Raw genomic sequence first — 14581 nt, forward strand, 5'->3', positions numbered from 1 at the left:
CCATGCGGCCAATCCGCGCCGCCGCGCGTCCCGGCTTGCGCTATTCGCCGGTCGGGCCGCGGCGTCCCTGCTTCACTTCCGACCGCTTGGCCTTGCCCTCCAGGCGCCGCTGCTGCGATCCGTAGGTCGGCTTGGTCTTGCGCCGGATCTTGGGCGGAACCGAGGCGTCCCGGATCAGGTCGATCAGGCGTTCCCGCACGTCCTCGCGGTTCCGGAGCTGGCTGCGGTAGCTGTCGCCCTGGATGATCAACACCCCGTCGGACGTCATCCTCGATCCTGCCAGCTTCGCCAGCCGGACCTTCACATCCGGTGGAATGTTCGGGGACGCGGCGACGTTGAACCGCAACTGGACGGCGGATTCGGTCTTGTTGACGTGCTGGCCGCCCGGCCCGGACGCCCTGACGAAATCCTCCTGGAGTTCGCTCTCGTCGAGGCTGATGCGCGGGGTGACCCGGATCATCGGGGCGGCTCCAGCGGATTCCTCGCCCGGAACGCACGCGCCAACGCCGCGAAGCCGGCCACGTCGATCTCCTCGGCGCGGGCGGTCGGGGCGATGCCGGTTTCCTCCAGCAGCGCCTCGGCGTTGCCGAGAGACTTCAGGCTCTGCCTCAGCATCTTGCGGCGCTGGCCGAAGGCCGCCGCGGTCACCTGCTCGACCGCACGCCAGTCCGCCGGCTCCGCACCGATGCGCGGCGTCAGGTGGACGACCGTGGACTCCACCTTCGGCGGCGGCGTGAAGGCTCGCGGCGGCAGGTTGAACAGCACGCGCGCCTCGCTCCGCCACTGGGTGATGACCGACAGGCGGCCATAGGCCTTGCTGCCCGGCTTCGCCACCAGGCGGTCGGCGACCTCCTTCTGGAACATCAGCGTCAGGCTGACATAGGCTTCGATGCGCGCCAGCCATCCCAGCAGGAGCGGGGTGGCGACGTTGTAGGGGAGATTGGCTACGACGGCACGCGGGGCCGGTGCGAGCTGCTCGGGATCGACCGTCAGGGCATCGGCCTCGACGATGGCCAGGCGGCCCCGGGCGGCCTCGACCACGTCCTGCAGCGCCTCGATGAAGCGGCGGTCGCGTTCGATGGCGATGACCTTCACCGCGTCGGTGGCCAGCAGGGCACGGGTCAGCCCGCCGGGGCCGGGACCGACCTCGACGGCCGTGGTGCCGGGCGGCAGGTTGGCCGACCGCGCGATCCGTCCGGTCAGGTTGAGGTCGAGCAGGAAGTTCTGCCCCAGGGCCTTGCGGGCATCCAGGCCGAAACGCGCGATCACCTCCCGCAGCGGCGGCAGGGCATGCGGGTCGAAGGAGCCCTGCGGGGAAGCAGACTCGGACGGAACGGCAGACTCGGGCGGGACGAGGGTCGGATCGGTCATTCCCGACTTATAGGCATCCGCCGGCCTCTTCACCAGACGACAGTTTGCCGTGACGGCTACAGCAGCCATCGCAACAGCACGACCATCGCCACCCCGCCCGCCACCGCGACCACCATCGGCACGCGCCGGGCGATCAGGCAGACGAAGGCCGCCGCCAGCGCGTCCGACGGGCGGGACAGCGCGGACGGCGCCACCAGGGCGACCAGAACCGCTCCCGGAGTCGCTTCCAGCGCGGCGCTCGCCGCCGGACCGAGCCGGACGCGGGTGATCAGCCAGGGGCCACCGATCCGCGTCAGCCATGTCACCAGCGCGCCGCCAAGCGCCACGGCGAACAGGCTCCAATCCAGTTGCATGGCATCGGGGATCATGACGCGCCGCCCTCTCCCACCCCATCCCGGCCAAGCCGCGACTGCCAGGCCGCGGCCGCGCCGCCGGCGACGGCACCCGCCAGGATATGCCAAGGCCCGCCGGGCGACAGGGCATGCACGCCCAGCGCTGCGGCGGCGCTGGCGATCCAGGGCGGCAGGGAACCGGCGCCTCGCCAGAAGCCGGCAAGCAGGCAAAGGAAGACGGCGATGAAGGTGAAGTCCAACCCCCAGGCGGCAGGGTCGGCGATCAGGGCGCCGGCCATCGTGCCGGCGACCGAACTGGCCAGCCATGCGAGATAGAGCGTCAGCGCCACGCCGTACCAATAGGCCAGCGTCAGCTCCTGCCCGCGGCGCAGGGCCAGCGCCCACTGCTCGTCGGTCATGAAGAACAGGGCCAGTCCGGCCCGCGCCTTGGACACGCCGCGGAACCGCGGTTCGAGCGTCGCCCCCATCAGCAGATGACGCAGGTTCACCAGCAGGATGGCGCCGACCACCGCCAGCCCGGCGGTCCCCTTGCCCAGCAGGTCGACCGCCACGAACTGGGCACTGCCGGCGAAGACCAGGGCGCTCATCAGCCCCATGTCGAGAGGCGACAGACCGGCCTTGGCGGCGAGACTGCCCAGCAGGAAGCCGAAGGGAACGGCCCCGGCAACCACCGGCAGGGAATGCAGGGCGCCCAGCGCGAAATCCTGTCTTGCCGAGGCCCGCGAGGTCATGGTTTGCATGCTCGTCATGCCGGGCAAGCTAGGCTGCCGAGACGAGGACGTCTTGGATCGGATTGCTGCCGCGCCGGTATTGGCCCGGCGAAACGCCGACCCGCCCCTTGAACACCCGGTTGAAATGGGCCTGGTCGCAGAACCCGCAGGCCAGCGCCACCTCGGCCAGCGGCAGCGGCCCTGCGAGCAGCCGCTTGGCGCGGGCCACCCGGCGGTCGGTCAGGTAGCCATGCGGGGTCGTTCCCACCGCAGCCCGGAAAACCCGCAGGAGGTGGAAGCGGCTGAGGCCCGCCGCTTCCGCCAGTTCGGCCAGCTCGACCGGGTCGTCGAGGTGGGCGTCCAGATATTCGCGCGCGCGGCGCACCGCCACCGGCTCGCGCCCTGCCGGCAGCGGGCGGGCGGTCAGGTCGCCGTGACGGAATGCCAGCAGGGTGAAGGCGCGCATCGCGTCGGTGTCGGTCCGCAGGGGCTCGCGGTGCGGATCCTCCAGCCCGTGATGCAGGCCGCGGATCAGCAGGAACAGCTCGGGGTCGTCGAGTTCCATGGCGGGGAAATGCGGTGCCACCGGACGCCCCGTAGCGTCCGCCATCGCCTGCTCGAACAGCCCGACCGATGGATAGAACATGCGGTAGGCATAGCCGTCGGCCGCGGGGCGGCCATCATGCAGCACGTCCGGGTCCAGCACCACCACCTGCCCCGCCTGCGCCACGCGGTCCGATCCGCGGCACCGGTACAGCTCGGTGCCGGCGGTGATGACGCCGACGACGTAGGTCTCATGCGTATGCGGGGCGTAGCTGTGGCGCTGGAAGCGCGCGTTCAGGCATTCCATGCCGTCGAACCGCGCCTCGCGCCACAACCGCGCGAAATCGCCACGCCCGGCCGGCTTCTCGATGAGTGCGTGCTGCTGGTCCATACCGCACTGTAACAGCCGGCAACGGCAGGCGTCTTGGACGCGATTGCTGTTCCAGCCGCCGGACTGGCACGTCGCAGGGTTTCGCGTCGGCGCCCATCGGCGGGAACCGCGGCAGACCATCCCGCCGATCGGTCGCGATACCCGACCGTCCGTCCCGGCGGGTTACACACTGTTACGTCCCGCCCTGCCGGCTGATATCGTCCAGTTACAGTTGGGGGCTATGGTCAGGCCGCTCAGGAACGGCATCGAACAGGGGGCTTCCATGGCAATCAACGTCCAGGTCGTGACCCGTGACGTCGTCACGCCGGTCACCCTCGTGACCTTCTTCGTGTCCACGGTAACCGGGATCATGCTGCTTGGGCACTGGAACGCCGGTCTGGTGCGTTTCTCGCACGAATGGCTGAGCGTGGCCTTTTCCGCCATAGCGGCTTGGCACCTGGCGAAGAACTGGCGTGCCTTCACCGGTTACCTGAAACGCAACGCGGCGCGGGCCGCCTTCACCGCCAGCCTGGTCGCCTCGGTCGTTTTCACGGGAATGACCGGCAGCACCGGCGCCGGTGCCAACGCCGGCGCGGTGTTCCGCGCACTGTCGGAAAGCAGCCTGGAAACCGCGGCGCCCGCGCTCGGCCTCGGCGTCGAGAAGGCGCTGGGCGTGCTGAAGGCCGCCGGCATCGATGCGGCACCCGGCGACAGCCTCGACGCGATCGGCCAGCGGTCCGGACGGAACGGTGCCGCTGTCGCCAGCCTGCTGGCCAGCCAGCGCCCACGCTGATCCGGCGAAGGCGGCGCCGTCAGCCGTCGCGCTGTTCAGCCCGCGGGTCGGCCATGACGCAGTTGCGGCCGGAACGCTTGGCCTCGTAGAGCGCCTCGTCGGCACGGCGGACCAGGGCATCGGCGGTGTCACCGAGCCGTCCGCCGACGGAGATGCCGATGGAAACGGTAACGCTGATCTCGCCCCGGTCGGCCGATACCGTGAACGGGGTGTCGGCGATGCGCGAGCGCAGCCGCTCCGCCACGATCAGGGCCGCCTCGCCGTCGGTGTCGGGCAGGATGACGATGAACTCCTCGCCACCCAGCCGGGCGACGAGATCGAAGGTGCGCAGGTTGCGGCTGGCGCGGGTCGAAACCTCGCGCAGCACCTCGTCGCCGATGATGTGGCCATAGGTGTCGTTGACCACCTTGAAGTGGTCGATGTCGAACATCAGCACGGCCACCGGCTTGTGGCTGTCGATCGCGCGCTCCAGCAGGCGCGGCAGATGGGCGTTGACGTACCGGCGATTGAAGACGCCGGTGAGGCTGTCGGTCAGGGCCATCGACAGGCTCTGCTCGTAGTTCGAGCGCAGCCGTTCCTGGTAGCGGCGACGCCGGATCTGCGTGCGGGCGCGGGCCAGCAACTCGTTGCGGTCGACCGGCTTGATGACGTAGTCGTTGGCGCCCAGCTCCAGCCCCTTCGCCACCTGCCCGAGGTCGCCCTCGTCCACCATCAGCAGGATCGGTACCTGGCGCGTGCGCTCGTGCGAGCGCAACTGCGAACAGAGGCGCAGCCCGTCCTCGTTCAGAAGCGTCAGGCTGACCACGACCAAGTCCAGGTCGCCGCCCAGCGCACGCTCCAGCGCCTTGGCGCAGGTAGCGGCGGCCAGGACCGTGTTGTGATCGCGCTTGAGCGTCTCCGTTACCTTCTCCAGGTCCAGTGCCGAGTCCTCCAGCACCAGCACCTGGGCGCGCTCGAAGGACTCGCTCAGCAGCGAGCCGCTGCGCTCGATAACGCCGAAATGGCCGGACGTGCTCTCACGCAGGCGCCATTCGTCCATCATCATCTTCAGCCGCACCAGCGAGCGAACGCGGGCGAACAGCGCGATGTCGTTCACGGGCTTGGTCAGGAAGTCGTCGGCTCCGGCCTCCAGCCCGCGGACGCGGTCGGCCACGTCCGACAGCGCGGTCACCATCACCACCGGAATGTGCATCGTGGCGGGGTCCGAGCGGATCTTCTCGCAGACCTCGAAACCATCCATGCCGGGCATCATGACGTCGAGCAGGACGATATCAGGGGCCTCCTTCCGCACCATTTCCAGCGCGTCCGGCCCGTTGAATGCCGTCAGAACGTTGAAGTACTCGCGCGTCAGCTTCGCCGCGAGCAGCTTCACGTTGGGCAGAACGTCATCGACGACAAGGACACGCGCTGACATGGAAGGATGGAGTCCTACAGATTTTCGCCAGGAGGAACGCGTTCAGTTGAGGAATTTCTTAACGGTTTCGAGGAATTTCACGACGGATATCGGCTTGGCAACGTAGTCTTCGCAGCCACCTTGCCGGATTTTTTCCTCATCCCCCTTCATGGCGAAGGCCGTCACCGCCACCACCGGAATGCGCCTGAGGTCGGGATCGTCCTTGATCCAGCGCGTGACCTCCAACCCGGACACCTCGGGAAGCTGGATGTCCATCAGGATCAGGTCCGGCCGGTGCTCCCGGGCAAGCCGCATCGCCTCCATGCCGTCGCGAGTCTGCAGCGTACCGTATCCGTGCGCTTCGAGGAGGTCATGGAAGAGCTTCATGTTCAGCTCGTTGTCCTCCACGATAAGGACGGTCTTCATCGGCTGCCCGCCGACCGCAGCCGGGCCGCCCGGTTCCGCTGACATGCATCCTCCCTGGGCTGCTTCCACATCGACATCGCCCATGCCGCCGGCATGCGCTCGGCACCGAGAATCCGGTATACCCCCTTTCTGATTAGGTCGCGACGGTTAAATTGCCGTTACGGCCGACAGGGAAGCGATGCCCATGCGACCTCGTCGTCGCCGACCTCGCAAAGCAAAACCGCCCACGCAGGCGTGGGCGGCATGTGTTTTGCGGAACGATGACCGCCGAGATGCGGCCTGCCCTGTTCAGGCGGCGGCCTTCACCTTGCGGCGGGTGCTGCGGCGGCGTGCATTCTTGGCGCCGTACATCATCGTATCGGCGCGCCGCATCACCTCGTCCTCGCTGTCCTCGCCGCCATAAGGCTGCGTCCCGACCGAGAAGCGGATCGGCAGGGCCTGTCCGCCCCACTCCACATGGGTGGCATCGGCGATCGCGGCCAGTTGCCGGGCACGGGCGAGTCCGTTGGCGGTGTCGGTATTGGTCAGGAGGACCGCGAACTCGTCGCCGCCGAGGCGGGCGACGACATCCTCCTGGCGGACGTTGTCCACGATCAAGCGGGCGATGTGCCGCAGATAGGCATCGCCGGCGAGATGGCCGTGGGTATCGTTGATCGCCTTGAAGCCATCGAGGTCGATCATGACCAGGAGGCCGCCGGCGCTGCCATGCCGGCGCGCCTGCGCCAACTCGCGCCGGAAATGGCTGTAGAAGCCACGACGGTTCAGGAGGCCGGTCAGCTCGTCCGTCATCGTCAGGCTTTCGAGATAGGCGATCCGCTCGCGCAGTTCGTCGATCGTCTCGCGGGCCTCGGCGAGCAGGCCGATGGTGTCATCCAGCGTCTGCCGCTCGGTCCCGCGCACCAGCCCGACGCGTGAGGCCAGCGCAACCGGCGACCAGTCCGACGCGCCGTCGAAACGATCGGAGCTGTGGCGCTTCAGGTCCAGGGCGGCAACGATGGCGTTCATGGGTCGGCTCCTCTGACGAAGGTCGAAACACTCCGCCCTTCCCCAAGCAACCCGCATGCCAACTCGCCGACCAACGATTTCGGGCATTTTATCTATTGTGCCGCGGGATCATCCGGCAGGGCGGCCCGAGTTGCCCACCGCACCCGGCAGCTTCTGCCGCCCATGGGCAATCCGTGCCGGGGCGGACCGGGCGGCCGTTCGCGGCGCCGTGCTGGTCGCGGCCGTCACACCACCCGGTCCGGTGCGGGACGGCCGGAAAACACCGCATCGATGTTGTCCAGTGCCCTGAAGCCCATGGCGTTGCGCGTCTCCACCGTCGCACTGCCGAGGTGCGGCAGCAGGAAGGCGTTGGGCAGGCTTCGATAGCCGGGGTGCAGGTTCGGCTCGTTCTCGAACACGTCGAGTCCCGCTGCGGCGAGCCGACCGCTGGCGAGCGCCGCGATCACCGCCTCGTCGTCCACCACGCTGCCGCGGGCGGTGTTGACGAGGATCGCCCCTGCGGGCAGCCGCTCGATCCTCGCGGCGTTCAGCCAGTGTCGGGTTTCGGCCGTCGACGGAAAATGCAAAGACAACACGTCGCAAACCGGCAGCATGGCCTCCGGGTCGGCATGGTAGGTGGCGCCCTCCTCCAGCTCCGCCGGCAGCCGCCGACGGTTGCTGTAATGGATCGCCATGCCGAAGGCGCGAGCCCGTTGCGCCACCGCCTGGCCGATGCGCCCCATGCCGACGATGCCCAGCCGCTTGCCGCCGACGTGAGTCCCCATCAACTGCGTCGGGGTCCAGCCGGTCCAGGAGCCGTCCCGGATCATCCGCTCGCCTTCCGATGCCCGCCGTGCCGCCCCGAGGAGCAGAAGAAGCGCGATGTCGGCCGTGGCATCGGTCAGGACGTCGGGCGTGTTGGTCACCGTGAGCCCGCGCGCCCTCGCCGCCTCCACGTCGATGTGATCCGTCCCGACGGAGAAGGTGGCCAGGATCCTGACGCGCTGCGGCAGCGCGGCGATGGCCGCGGCATCCATGCGGTCCCCGGCACAGCAGAGGACGGCATCGGCTTCCGTCTCCCCGGCCAGAGCGGCGATCTCCCGTCCATCAAGCGTCCGGTCGTCGCGATTGAGGATCGCCTGATAGTCGCGCCCCGCCCGCGCTTCCACCGCGTCCGGCAACCGGCGGGTCAGCAGCAGAACCGGACGGAATGCGGGAGAAGGCCCGGAAGGCGCCTCGGACGGAATTTCGGCGGGGCTTGTCATTCTGTCTGTTCCCTTCCATTGATTAGGAAATCGGGTGTCGGCTCTTCCGGGTCCCGACAAAAACACCCATACTCCACCCGACGCCGTCAATCACCTCGTGGATACCGTCTTGCTCGACCGTCATTCCGCACTGCCGGCACCCGCTTGCGCGGCGTTGATCGTCGCCCTTTCCGCCGGGGCTCTCCTCGCGGCCTCCCCGGCCATGGCCCAGCCGGCCGCCACCTCGCTGGCGGCGGTAGCAGGCAAAATCCAACCCCATCGCGCGCTCTACACAATGTCGCTCGGGTCGATCCGCAACGGCTCGAAGGTCAGCGACGTCCGCGGCCGCATGATGTTCGAGTGGGCCGACGCCTGTGACGGCTGGACGACGGAGCAGCGGTTCCAATTGCGCTTCGTCTACAGCGAAGGCGACGACATGGCGATGAACACCAACTACACCACCTGGGAGGCGAAGGACGGGCTGCGCTACCGCTTCAACGTCCGCAAGCTGGTCAATGGCGAACTCGACGACGAGGTGCGCGGCGAGGCCAACCTGAAGCCGAAGGGCGGTGGCGGGACCGCGCAGTTCACCAAGCCGGAACCCCAGGAGATGGACCTGCCGCCGGGCACCATGTTCCCGACGGCCCATACGTTGGCGATCATCGATCATGCCGTGCGCAAGGAGGCCTTCTTCTCCAGCACCATCTTCGACGGGTCCGACGCCGAGGGGCCGACCGAGGTCTCCGCCGTCGTCGGCAAGCCGCAGGCTCCCAGGGAGGCGGGCAAGGATCCGCTGCTGAAGGTCGCGAAGGCCTGGCCGGTCCGCATGGCCTTCTTCCCGCTGCAAAGCGATTCAGCACAGCCGGAATACGAGATGAGCCTGCAGTTGCTGGAAAACGGCATCGCCGAATCCATGCAGATCGACTACGGCGACTTTACGGTCAAGGCCGTGCTGGACAAGATCGAGGCGCTGCCGAAATCCGGCTGCTGATAAGCCGCCACAGGGGCGGAGACATTTTCCAAGCGACTGCCCGATGGTTTCCCTGTTGATCGCGACTCGCGGCTGCGTTTAACTGCGGGTCGATGTATTGCGCAACGGGCCGGCTCCGCACCAGAGGCGGGCGGCCCTCCGAGGATTCCGTCATGAGCAAGAAGCGTGTCCAGATCGGACAGGTTTTCCAGTCGGTCGGCAGTGTCGGCGGCCGCGGTTGGCGGGTGACGGCAACGGTCGACCTGTTGGGCATTCCCCATGCGCGGGTGGTCTGCACCGACGACGACGGCGTCTTCAAGACGCTGAGCTGCTCGGTTCTGGCCGATCCCAGCCACTACCGCCTGATCGCCGCCGCACCGGCCGACGGCATGGCGGCCTGAGGCGGCGTCCCCCGCCCTGTTCGCCCCTCACCCCTGTTCACCCTCTCCCCGCCGCTCGCGCAGCTTGCTCCAATAGTCCTGCCTCTTGCGGAGTTCGCGTTCGAACCCGCGTTCCACCGGACGGTAGAAATCCCGCCGCTCCATGCCGTCCGGGAAATAGTTCTGGCCAGAGAAGCCGTCGGCGGTGTCGTGGTCGTATTCGTAGCCCTTGCCGTAGCCGATGTTCTTCATCAGCTTGGTCGGCGCGTTCAGGATATGCTTGGGCGGCATCAGGGAACCGGTTTCCTTTGCCGCGCGAACCGCTGACTTGTAGGCGGTATAGCCGGCATTCGACTTCGGCGCCGTTCCCAAATAGATGACGAGCTGGGCGATGGCGAGTTCGCCCTCCGGGCTGCCGAGGCGCTCATAGGCTTCCCAGGCGGCAATCGCGTGGGTCAGGGCATTGGGGTCCGCCAAGCCGATGTCCTCGACCGCGAACCGGGTCAGCCGGCGGGCGATGTAGCGCGGATCCTCACCCCCGTCGAGCATGCGGCTGTACCAGTAGAGCGCCGCATCGGTGTCCGATCCGCGCAGCGACTTGTGCAGCGCGCTGATCAGGTTGTAGTGCCCTTCCTGCGCCTTGTCGTACAGCGGCGCCCGCCGCTGGATGGTGGCGGCCAGCCCGTTGCTGTCGAGCATGGTGCCGGCCGGCAGGGCGAAAAGCTCCTCGCACAGGTTCAGGCAGAAGCGGCCGTCGCCATCGGCCATCGCCTTCACCGCGGCACGGGCGTCGGCGTCGAGGGGCAGCGGACGGCCCATTTCCGCCTCCGCCCGCGACAGGAGCTTTTCCAGCGCCGCATCGTCCAGCCGGTTCAGCACGAAGACCTGCGCCCGCGACAGCAAGGCCGCGTTCAGCTCGAAGGACGGATTCTCGGTGGTGGCGCCCACCAGCGTGACGGTGCCGTCCTCGACGTATGGCAGGAAGCCGTCCTGCTGCGATCGGTTGAAACGGTGGATTTCGTCAATGAACAGCAGCGTGCCCTGCCCGGCCAACCGCCGCGCCCGTGCCGCATCGAAGACGCGGCGCAGGTCGGCCACACCGGAGAAGACCGCCGACAGCGGTTCGAAATGAAGGTCGGTGCTGTGGGCCAGCAGGCGGGCGATCGTGGTCTTGCCGCAGCCGGGCGGCCCCCACAGCACCATCGAGGCGAGACGCCTTGCCGCCACCATCCGGCCGAGCGGGCCATCCGCCTTCAGGAGATGGTTCTGCCCGACCACCTCCTCCAGGCTGCGCGGGCGCAGCCGGTCGGCGAGCGGCCGGGGAACTGCCGATTCGAACAGGCCGGCGTCCCCGCCCGACTCGCCGCGCTTCGCCATGACCGGTGCCTCAGCGCGCCGCGCCGCAGCGCTGGAAGCACTGCTTGAGCTGGAAGTCGCAATTGTCGGTCGGCGAGAACGGCGTTGTGCCGGAAAGCCCCATGTTGCCGTCCGTGCGTGCCGCCACCGAGTCCATGCAGACATTGTGGCTGCGTTCGCACTGGGCCTGGCAGGTGCCGCCTGGACCGACGTCGCCGTCGAGGCGCAGCGACTGGTCATCGCCGGCCGGCACCCGCTGGGTCGAGCCCCCCGGAACCACGGTCACGGTGGGGGCCGGCCCCGTGGACTGGCGTGCCGCCGGACGGTCGGCGCAGGCGGAAAGGCTCAACAGGGCGACGGCGAGAAGAGGGGCGATGAGACGAACCGGACGGAACATAGCCACGACGGCTCCTATTGTTCTTGATGCGGGACGGCCCCCGGCATGACGGAATGCCACACCCCCCTGGACCATCCCCGTTTCGGCCTCCACTATGCCGATAACCTGTGTTGGAAGGGAATGACTGAAATGACACCGAAATCGCACCGCGACGGGCCGCGGCGCCGATCCTGGCCCATCCTGCTGGGCCTTCTGCTCCTCGGGCTGGTGATGCTGGCCGCACGGGCGCTCGCCCTGCCGAACGTCGGCATGACCGAGATGATCCTGCCTCTGCTCGGCGGGCTCGTGGTGGCGGTGGCCATCGTGGTCATCGTCCGCCGCGACAGGGCGGAACGCAGCGCTCTGCCGCCATCCCGGCGTGACCGTCCGGACCAGGGAATGCCCGACTGAGCGGCGCTTCCGTCAGACGAACTTGAAGCTGAGCAGGCCGCCGACCACCACGACCAGCAGGACGGTGGCCACCAGCATCAGGCGCTTCTCGATGATGTGCTGCACCTGCGGGCCATAGAAATGCAGCAGGATCGCAATCATGTAGAAGCGCGAGAAGCGCGCCACGATCGAACAGAGGATGAAGACGGTCAGGTCGAGGTGGGCGAATCCGGCGGTGATCGTCAGCAGCTTGTAGGGGATGGGCGTGACCCCCTTCAGGATCAGGAACCAGGGGCCGAACTCGGCGAACATCTCCTGGAAATGATGGAACGACTCCTGCGCATTGTAGAAGTCGATGATCATCCGCCCGACGCTCTCGAACAGATAGAAGCCCAGCGCATAGCCCAGCAGTCCGCCGAGCAGCGACGCCAGCGCGCAGATGTTGGTGTAGAACCACAGGCGCTTCGGCTTCGCCAGGCACATCGGCACCAGCATCACGTCCGGCGGCAAGGGGAAGAAGGAGCTTTCGGCGAAGGAGATCGCCGACATCCACCAGACGGCATCGTCGCGGGCGGACAGGCGCTGGAGGCGCGTGTAAAGAGAACGCAGCATTCGACCGGCCACATAAGAGAAAACCCTTCCCTCGGGGGTGGCCCCGAGGGAAGGGTCTAACATATCACCGATATCGGCGGCTCCGTCCCGCCCGGCAAGTGGTCCTGAGACCCGATGCCGCACGGTCGGCAAGGCCGGCGCGATTGCCGGTCATTTTACTCGGCGGTCTCGCCCTCGGCCTCCACGGCGTCCTGCGTCGGGCCGGAATCCTGGCCCTTGGCGGAAACGTCGCGGTCGACCAGCTCGAACACCGCCATGTCGGCGGCGTCGCCATAGCGGAAGCCGGCCTTCAGGACGCGGCTGTAGCCACCCTGGCGGTCCTTGTAGCGCTCGGCGATCACGGTGAACAGCTTGGTCACCGTGTCGTTGTCGCGCAACTGGGCGAAAGCCAGGCGGCGGTTGGCCAGGCCACCCTTCTTGCCGAGCGTGATCAGCTTGTCGACGATCGGACGCAGGTCCTTCGCCTTCGGCAGGGTGGTGGTGATCTGCTCGTGCTTGATCACCGCGTTCGCCATGTTCGAGAACATGGCCTTGCGGTGGCTGCTGGTCTTGCTGAACTTACGTCCCGAAACGCCGTGACGCATGGCGGTCCTCCTTCATGGCGTGGCCCCCCTCGGGGAGCCGATCGTGAACCCCGCCGCCCAGTCGAAATGCTGGTACGGCCAAGGGGTCGGGCCGGTGCGGCCCTGGGAAACGCGCCCTCCCCGCACTCGGGGCGGAAAGGGCGCGGGTAGCGCGAGATGCTTAGTACGGCTCTTCCAGACGCTTGGCCAGCTCTTCGATGTTCTCCGGCGGCCAGTTCGGGATTTCCATACCGAGGTGCAGGCCCATCTGGGACAGCACTTCCTTGATCTCGTTCAGCGACTTGCGGCCAAAGTTCGGGGTGCGGAGCATCTCCGCCTCCGTCTTCTGCACCAAGTCGCCGATGTAGACGATGTTGTCGTTCTTGAGGCAGTTGGCCGAACGGACCGACAGTTCCAGCTCGTCCACCTTGCGGAGCAGGTTCTTGTTGAACGGAACCTCCTCGTGCTTCTCCTCGGAGACGGCGTGCGTCGGCTCCTCGAAGTTGATGAAAAGCTGCAACTGGTCCTGCAGGATGCGGGCGGCGAGCGCCACCGCGTCGTCCGGCTTGACCGAGCCGTTGGTCTCCACCGTCATCGACAGGCGGTCATAGTCGGTGACCTGCCCGACGCGGGCGTTGTCGACCTTGTAGGACACCTTGCGGACCGGGGAGAACAGGGCGTCGATCGGGATCAGGCCGATGGGCGCGTCTTCCGGACGGTTCTGGCTGGCCGGGACGTAGCCCTTGCCGGTCTCGACCGTCAGCTCCATGTTCAGCCGCGCGCCGTTGTCCAGCGTGCAGATGACCAATTCCGGATCCATGACCTGGATGTCGGGACCGGTTTCGATCATGCCGGCCTTGACCTCGCCCGGGCCTTCGGCGCGCAGGCGCATGCGCTTCGGGCCGTCGCCGCCCATGCGCAGACCCATCGTCTTGATGTTCAGGACGATGTCGGTCACGTCCTCGCGGACGCCGGGGATCGACGAGAACTCGTGCAGCACGCCGTCGATGTGGATCGACGTGACGGCGGCACCCTGCAGCGAGGAGAGCAGGATGCGGCGCAGCGCGTTGCCGAGCGTCAGACCGAAGCCGCGTTCCAGCGGTTCGGCGACCACGGTCGCGAAGCGGTCGGCGTCGTCGCCGGGCTGGATGTCCAGCTTGCTCGGCTTAATCAGTTCCTGCCAGTTCTTCTGAAGCACGGATCGACCTCAAGATGCCATCGGGTGAATACGAACACGCGGGGCCCGAGTCGTTCCCATGCTGAGGGGGCCGCGATGGCAGCGGCCCCCTGTCCCGGAACGGTCGGTCCCCGCGGGTGCGGAAACGAAGCTAAATCAGACGCGACGCTTCTTCGGCGGGCGAACGCCGTTGTGCGGGATCGGCGTGACGTCGCGGATCGAGGTGATCTGGAAGCCGATCGACTGCAGGGCGCGCAGGGCGGACTCACGTCCCGAACCCGGACCCTTCACTTCGACTTCCAAGGTCTTCATGCCGTGTTCCTGCGCCTTGCGGCCGGCATCCTCGGCAGCCACCTGGGCGGCGTAGGGCGTCGACTTGCGCGAACCCTTGAAGCCCATGGTGCCCGACGACGACCAGGCAATGGTGTTGCCCTGCGCGTCGGTGATGGTGATCATCGTGTTGTTGAACGAGGCGTTCACGTGAGCGACGCCGGCGGTGATGTTCTTGCGCTCGCGACGACGCAGGCGCTGAGAAGCGGCGGAGGGCTTGGCCATTTTGCGTTCGTCCTC

The 14581-nt window shown here is 67.6% G+C and carries 19 protein-coding genes; 4 read left to right on the forward strand and 15 right to left on the reverse strand.

The features are described 5' to 3' along the window. Positions 1-40 precede the first annotated feature (40 nt). The 5 genes from arfB to J2850_RS02460 are packed head-to-tail and all read right to left on the reverse strand — an operon-like array spanning position 41 to position 3368. Positions 41-460, reverse strand: coding sequence for an alternative ribosome rescue aminoacyl-tRNA hydrolase ArfB (arfB, locus tag J2850_RS02440; protein ID WP_209978471.1), 420 nt, complete (start codon positions 458-460; stop codon positions 41-43). Further along, complete coding sequence (gene rsmA / locus J2850_RS02445; RefSeq protein ID WP_246512744.1) at positions 457-1371, reverse strand: 16S rRNA (adenine(1518)-N(6)/adenine(1519)-N(6))-dimethyltransferase RsmA; 915 nt, start codon at positions 1369-1371, stop codon at positions 457-459. Before rsmA ends, arfB begins: the two co-directional genes overlap by 4 nt. 56 nt (positions 1372-1427) lie before the next feature. Further along, on the reverse strand, positions 1428-1739 hold the full coding sequence (locus J2850_RS02450; protein WP_211113753.1) for an AzlD family protein: 312 nt from the start codon (positions 1737-1739) through the stop codon (positions 1428-1430). Beyond that, entirely contained in the window at positions 1736-2473 is a 738-nt protein-coding gene (locus tag J2850_RS02455) for an AzlC family ABC transporter permease (RefSeq protein ID WP_246512746.1), read from the reverse strand. Before J2850_RS02455 ends, J2850_RS02450 begins: the two co-directional genes overlap by 4 nt. 10 nt (positions 2474-2483) lie before the next feature. After that, positions 2484-3368, reverse strand: a complete 885-nt coding sequence (locus J2850_RS02460) for an AraC family transcriptional regulator (protein ID WP_209978473.1) — start codon at positions 3366-3368, stop codon at positions 2484-2486. A gap of 262 nt (positions 3369-3630) precedes the next feature. Between J2850_RS02460 and J2850_RS02465 the strand changes: the two genes are divergently transcribed. Next, positions 3631-4140: a DUF4405 domain-containing protein gene (locus J2850_RS02465; RefSeq protein ID WP_246512748.1), complete on the forward strand. Its 510-nt coding sequence runs from the start codon at positions 3631-3633 to the stop codon at positions 4138-4140. Positions 4141-4159: 19 nt separating this feature from the next. Here the strand turns inward: J2850_RS02465 and J2850_RS02470 are convergent, their stop codons facing one another. The 4 genes from J2850_RS02470 to J2850_RS02485 form a co-directional block, all read right to left on the reverse strand. Then, positions 4160-5554: a PleD family two-component system response regulator gene (locus tag J2850_RS02470; RefSeq protein WP_209978475.1), complete on the reverse strand. Its 1395-nt coding sequence runs from the start codon at positions 5552-5554 to the stop codon at positions 4160-4162. 42 nt (positions 5555-5596) lie between these two features. Continuing rightward, complete coding sequence (locus tag J2850_RS02475; RefSeq protein WP_343206872.1) at positions 5597-6004, reverse strand: response regulator; 408 nt, start codon at positions 6002-6004, stop codon at positions 5597-5599. A gap of 243 nt (positions 6005-6247) precedes the next feature. Further along, positions 6248-6964, reverse strand: a complete 717-nt coding sequence (locus J2850_RS02480) for a GGDEF domain-containing protein (protein ID WP_209978477.1) — start codon at positions 6962-6964, stop codon at positions 6248-6250. A 224-nt stretch (positions 6965-7188) separates the two neighbouring features. Further along, positions 7189-8208, reverse strand: a complete 1020-nt coding sequence (locus tag J2850_RS02485) for a 2-hydroxyacid dehydrogenase (RefSeq protein WP_209978478.1) — start codon at positions 8206-8208, stop codon at positions 7189-7191. A 109-nt stretch (positions 8209-8317) separates the two neighbouring features. On the opposite strand from J2850_RS02485, the gene J2850_RS02490 reads away from it, so the two are divergent. Both J2850_RS02490 and J2850_RS02495 read left to right on the forward strand, forming a co-directional pair. Then, the gene (locus tag J2850_RS02490) at positions 8318-9178 is read left to right on the forward strand and encodes a cell envelope integrity EipB family protein (RefSeq protein WP_209978480.1); all 861 of its coding nucleotides are present in this window, start codon (positions 8318-8320) and stop codon (positions 9176-9178) included. Positions 9179-9330: 152 nt separating this feature from the next. Continuing rightward, the gene (locus tag J2850_RS02495; protein WP_209978482.1) at positions 9331-9558 is read left to right on the forward strand and encodes a hypothetical protein; all 228 of its coding nucleotides are present in this window, start codon (positions 9331-9333) and stop codon (positions 9556-9558) included. A 27-nt stretch (positions 9559-9585) separates the two neighbouring features. Here J2850_RS02495 and J2850_RS02500 read toward each other — a convergent pair whose 3' ends face one another. Further along, positions 9586-10914, reverse strand: coding sequence for a replication-associated recombination protein A (locus J2850_RS02500; RefSeq protein ID WP_209978484.1), 1329 nt, complete (start codon positions 10912-10914; stop codon positions 9586-9588). A gap of 10 nt (positions 10915-10924) precedes the next feature. Beyond that, positions 10925-11296 carry a hypothetical protein gene (locus J2850_RS02505; RefSeq protein WP_209978486.1) on the reverse strand — a complete coding sequence of 124 codons (372 nt, stop codon included), beginning with the start codon at positions 11294-11296 and terminating at the stop codon, positions 10925-10927. Positions 11297-11419: 123 nt separating this feature from the next. Here J2850_RS02505 and J2850_RS02510 point away from each other — a divergent pair, with 123 nt between their 5' ends. Further along, the gene (locus J2850_RS02510; RefSeq protein WP_209978488.1) at positions 11420-11680 is read left to right on the forward strand and encodes a hypothetical protein; all 261 of its coding nucleotides are present in this window, start codon (positions 11420-11422) and stop codon (positions 11678-11680) included. Positions 11681-11692: 12 nt separating this feature from the next. Here J2850_RS02510 and J2850_RS02515 read toward each other — a convergent pair whose 3' ends face one another. From J2850_RS02515 to rpsK, 4 genes are all read right to left on the reverse strand, one after another. Beyond that, on the reverse strand, positions 11693-12271 hold the full coding sequence (locus J2850_RS02515; RefSeq protein ID WP_209978491.1) for a YqaA family protein: 579 nt from the start codon (positions 12269-12271) through the stop codon (positions 11693-11695). A 155-nt stretch (positions 12272-12426) separates the two neighbouring features. Further along, complete coding sequence (gene rplQ / locus J2850_RS02520; RefSeq protein WP_209978493.1) at positions 12427-12855, reverse strand: 50S ribosomal protein L17; 429 nt, start codon at positions 12853-12855, stop codon at positions 12427-12429. Positions 12856-13015: 160 nt separating this feature from the next. Further along, positions 13016-14032: a DNA-directed RNA polymerase subunit alpha gene (locus J2850_RS02525; protein ID WP_085089782.1), complete on the reverse strand. Its 1017-nt coding sequence runs from the start codon at positions 14030-14032 to the stop codon at positions 13016-13018. A gap of 135 nt (positions 14033-14167) precedes the next feature. Then, entirely contained in the window at positions 14168-14566 is a 399-nt protein-coding gene (gene rpsK / locus J2850_RS02530; protein ID WP_012974490.1) for a 30S ribosomal protein S11, read from the reverse strand. Positions 14567-14581 lie beyond the last annotated feature (15 nt).

The organism is Azospirillum picis (assembly GCF_017876115.1).
GTDB classification, from domain to species: domain Bacteria; phylum Pseudomonadota; class Alphaproteobacteria; order Azospirillales; family Azospirillaceae; genus Azospirillum; species Azospirillum picis.

Bases quoted from the DNA above. Each gene is read 5' to 3' on its own strand.
- J2850_RS02470 (WP_209978475.1), bottom strand. From the start codon at position 5,554: ATGTCAGCGCGTGTCCTTGTCGTCGATGACGTTCTGCCCAACGTGAAG.
- J2850_RS02485 (WP_209978478.1), bottom strand. From the start codon at position 8,208: ATGACAAGCCCCGCCGAAATTCCGTCCGAGGCGCCTTCCGGGCCTTCT.
- rpsK (WP_012974490.1), bottom strand. From the start codon at position 14,566: ATGGCCAAGCCCTCCGCCGCTTCTCAGCGCCTGCGTCGTCGCGAGCGC.
- J2850_RS02475 (WP_343206872.1), bottom strand. From the start codon at position 6,004: ATGTCAGCGGAACCGGGCGGCCCGGCTGCGGTCGGCGGGCAGCCGATG.
- rplQ (WP_209978493.1), bottom strand. From the start codon at position 12,855: ATGCGTCACGGCGTTTCGGGACGTAAGTTCAGCAAGACCAGCAGCCAC.
- J2850_RS02510 (WP_209978488.1), top strand. From the start codon at position 11,420: ATGACACCGAAATCGCACCGCGACGGGCCGCGGCGCCGATCCTGGCCC.
- J2850_RS02495 (WP_209978482.1), top strand. From the start codon at position 9,331: ATGAGCAAGAAGCGTGTCCAGATCGGACAGGTTTTCCAGTCGGTCGGC.
- arfB (WP_209978471.1), bottom strand. From the start codon at position 460: ATGATCCGGGTCACCCCGCGCATCAGCCTCGACGAGAGCGAACTCCAG.
- J2850_RS02455 (WP_246512746.1), bottom strand. From the start codon at position 2,473: ATGACGAGCATGCAAACCATGACCTCGCGGGCCTCGGCAAGACAGGAT.
- J2850_RS02480 (WP_209978477.1), bottom strand. From the start codon at position 6,964: ATGAACGCCATCGTTGCCGCCCTGGACCTGAAGCGCCACAGCTCCGAT.
- J2850_RS02500 (WP_209978484.1), bottom strand. From the start codon at position 10,914: ATGGCGAAGCGCGGCGAGTCGGGCGGGGACGCCGGCCTGTTCGAATCG.
- J2850_RS02450 (WP_211113753.1), bottom strand. From the start codon at position 1,739: ATGATCCCCGATGCCATGCAACTGGATTGGAGCCTGTTCGCCGTGGCG.
- J2850_RS02465 (WP_246512748.1), top strand. From the start codon at position 3,631: ATGGCAATCAACGTCCAGGTCGTGACCCGTGACGTCGTCACGCCGGTC.
- J2850_RS02460 (WP_209978473.1), bottom strand. From the start codon at position 3,368: ATGGACCAGCAGCACGCACTCATCGAGAAGCCGGCCGGGCGTGGCGAT.
- J2850_RS02515 (WP_209978491.1), bottom strand. From the start codon at position 12,271: ATGCTGCGTTCTCTTTACACGCGCCTCCAGCGCCTGTCCGCCCGCGAC.
- rsmA (WP_246512744.1), bottom strand. From the start codon at position 1,371: ATGACCGATCCGACCCTCGTCCCGCCCGAGTCTGCCGTTCCGTCCGAG.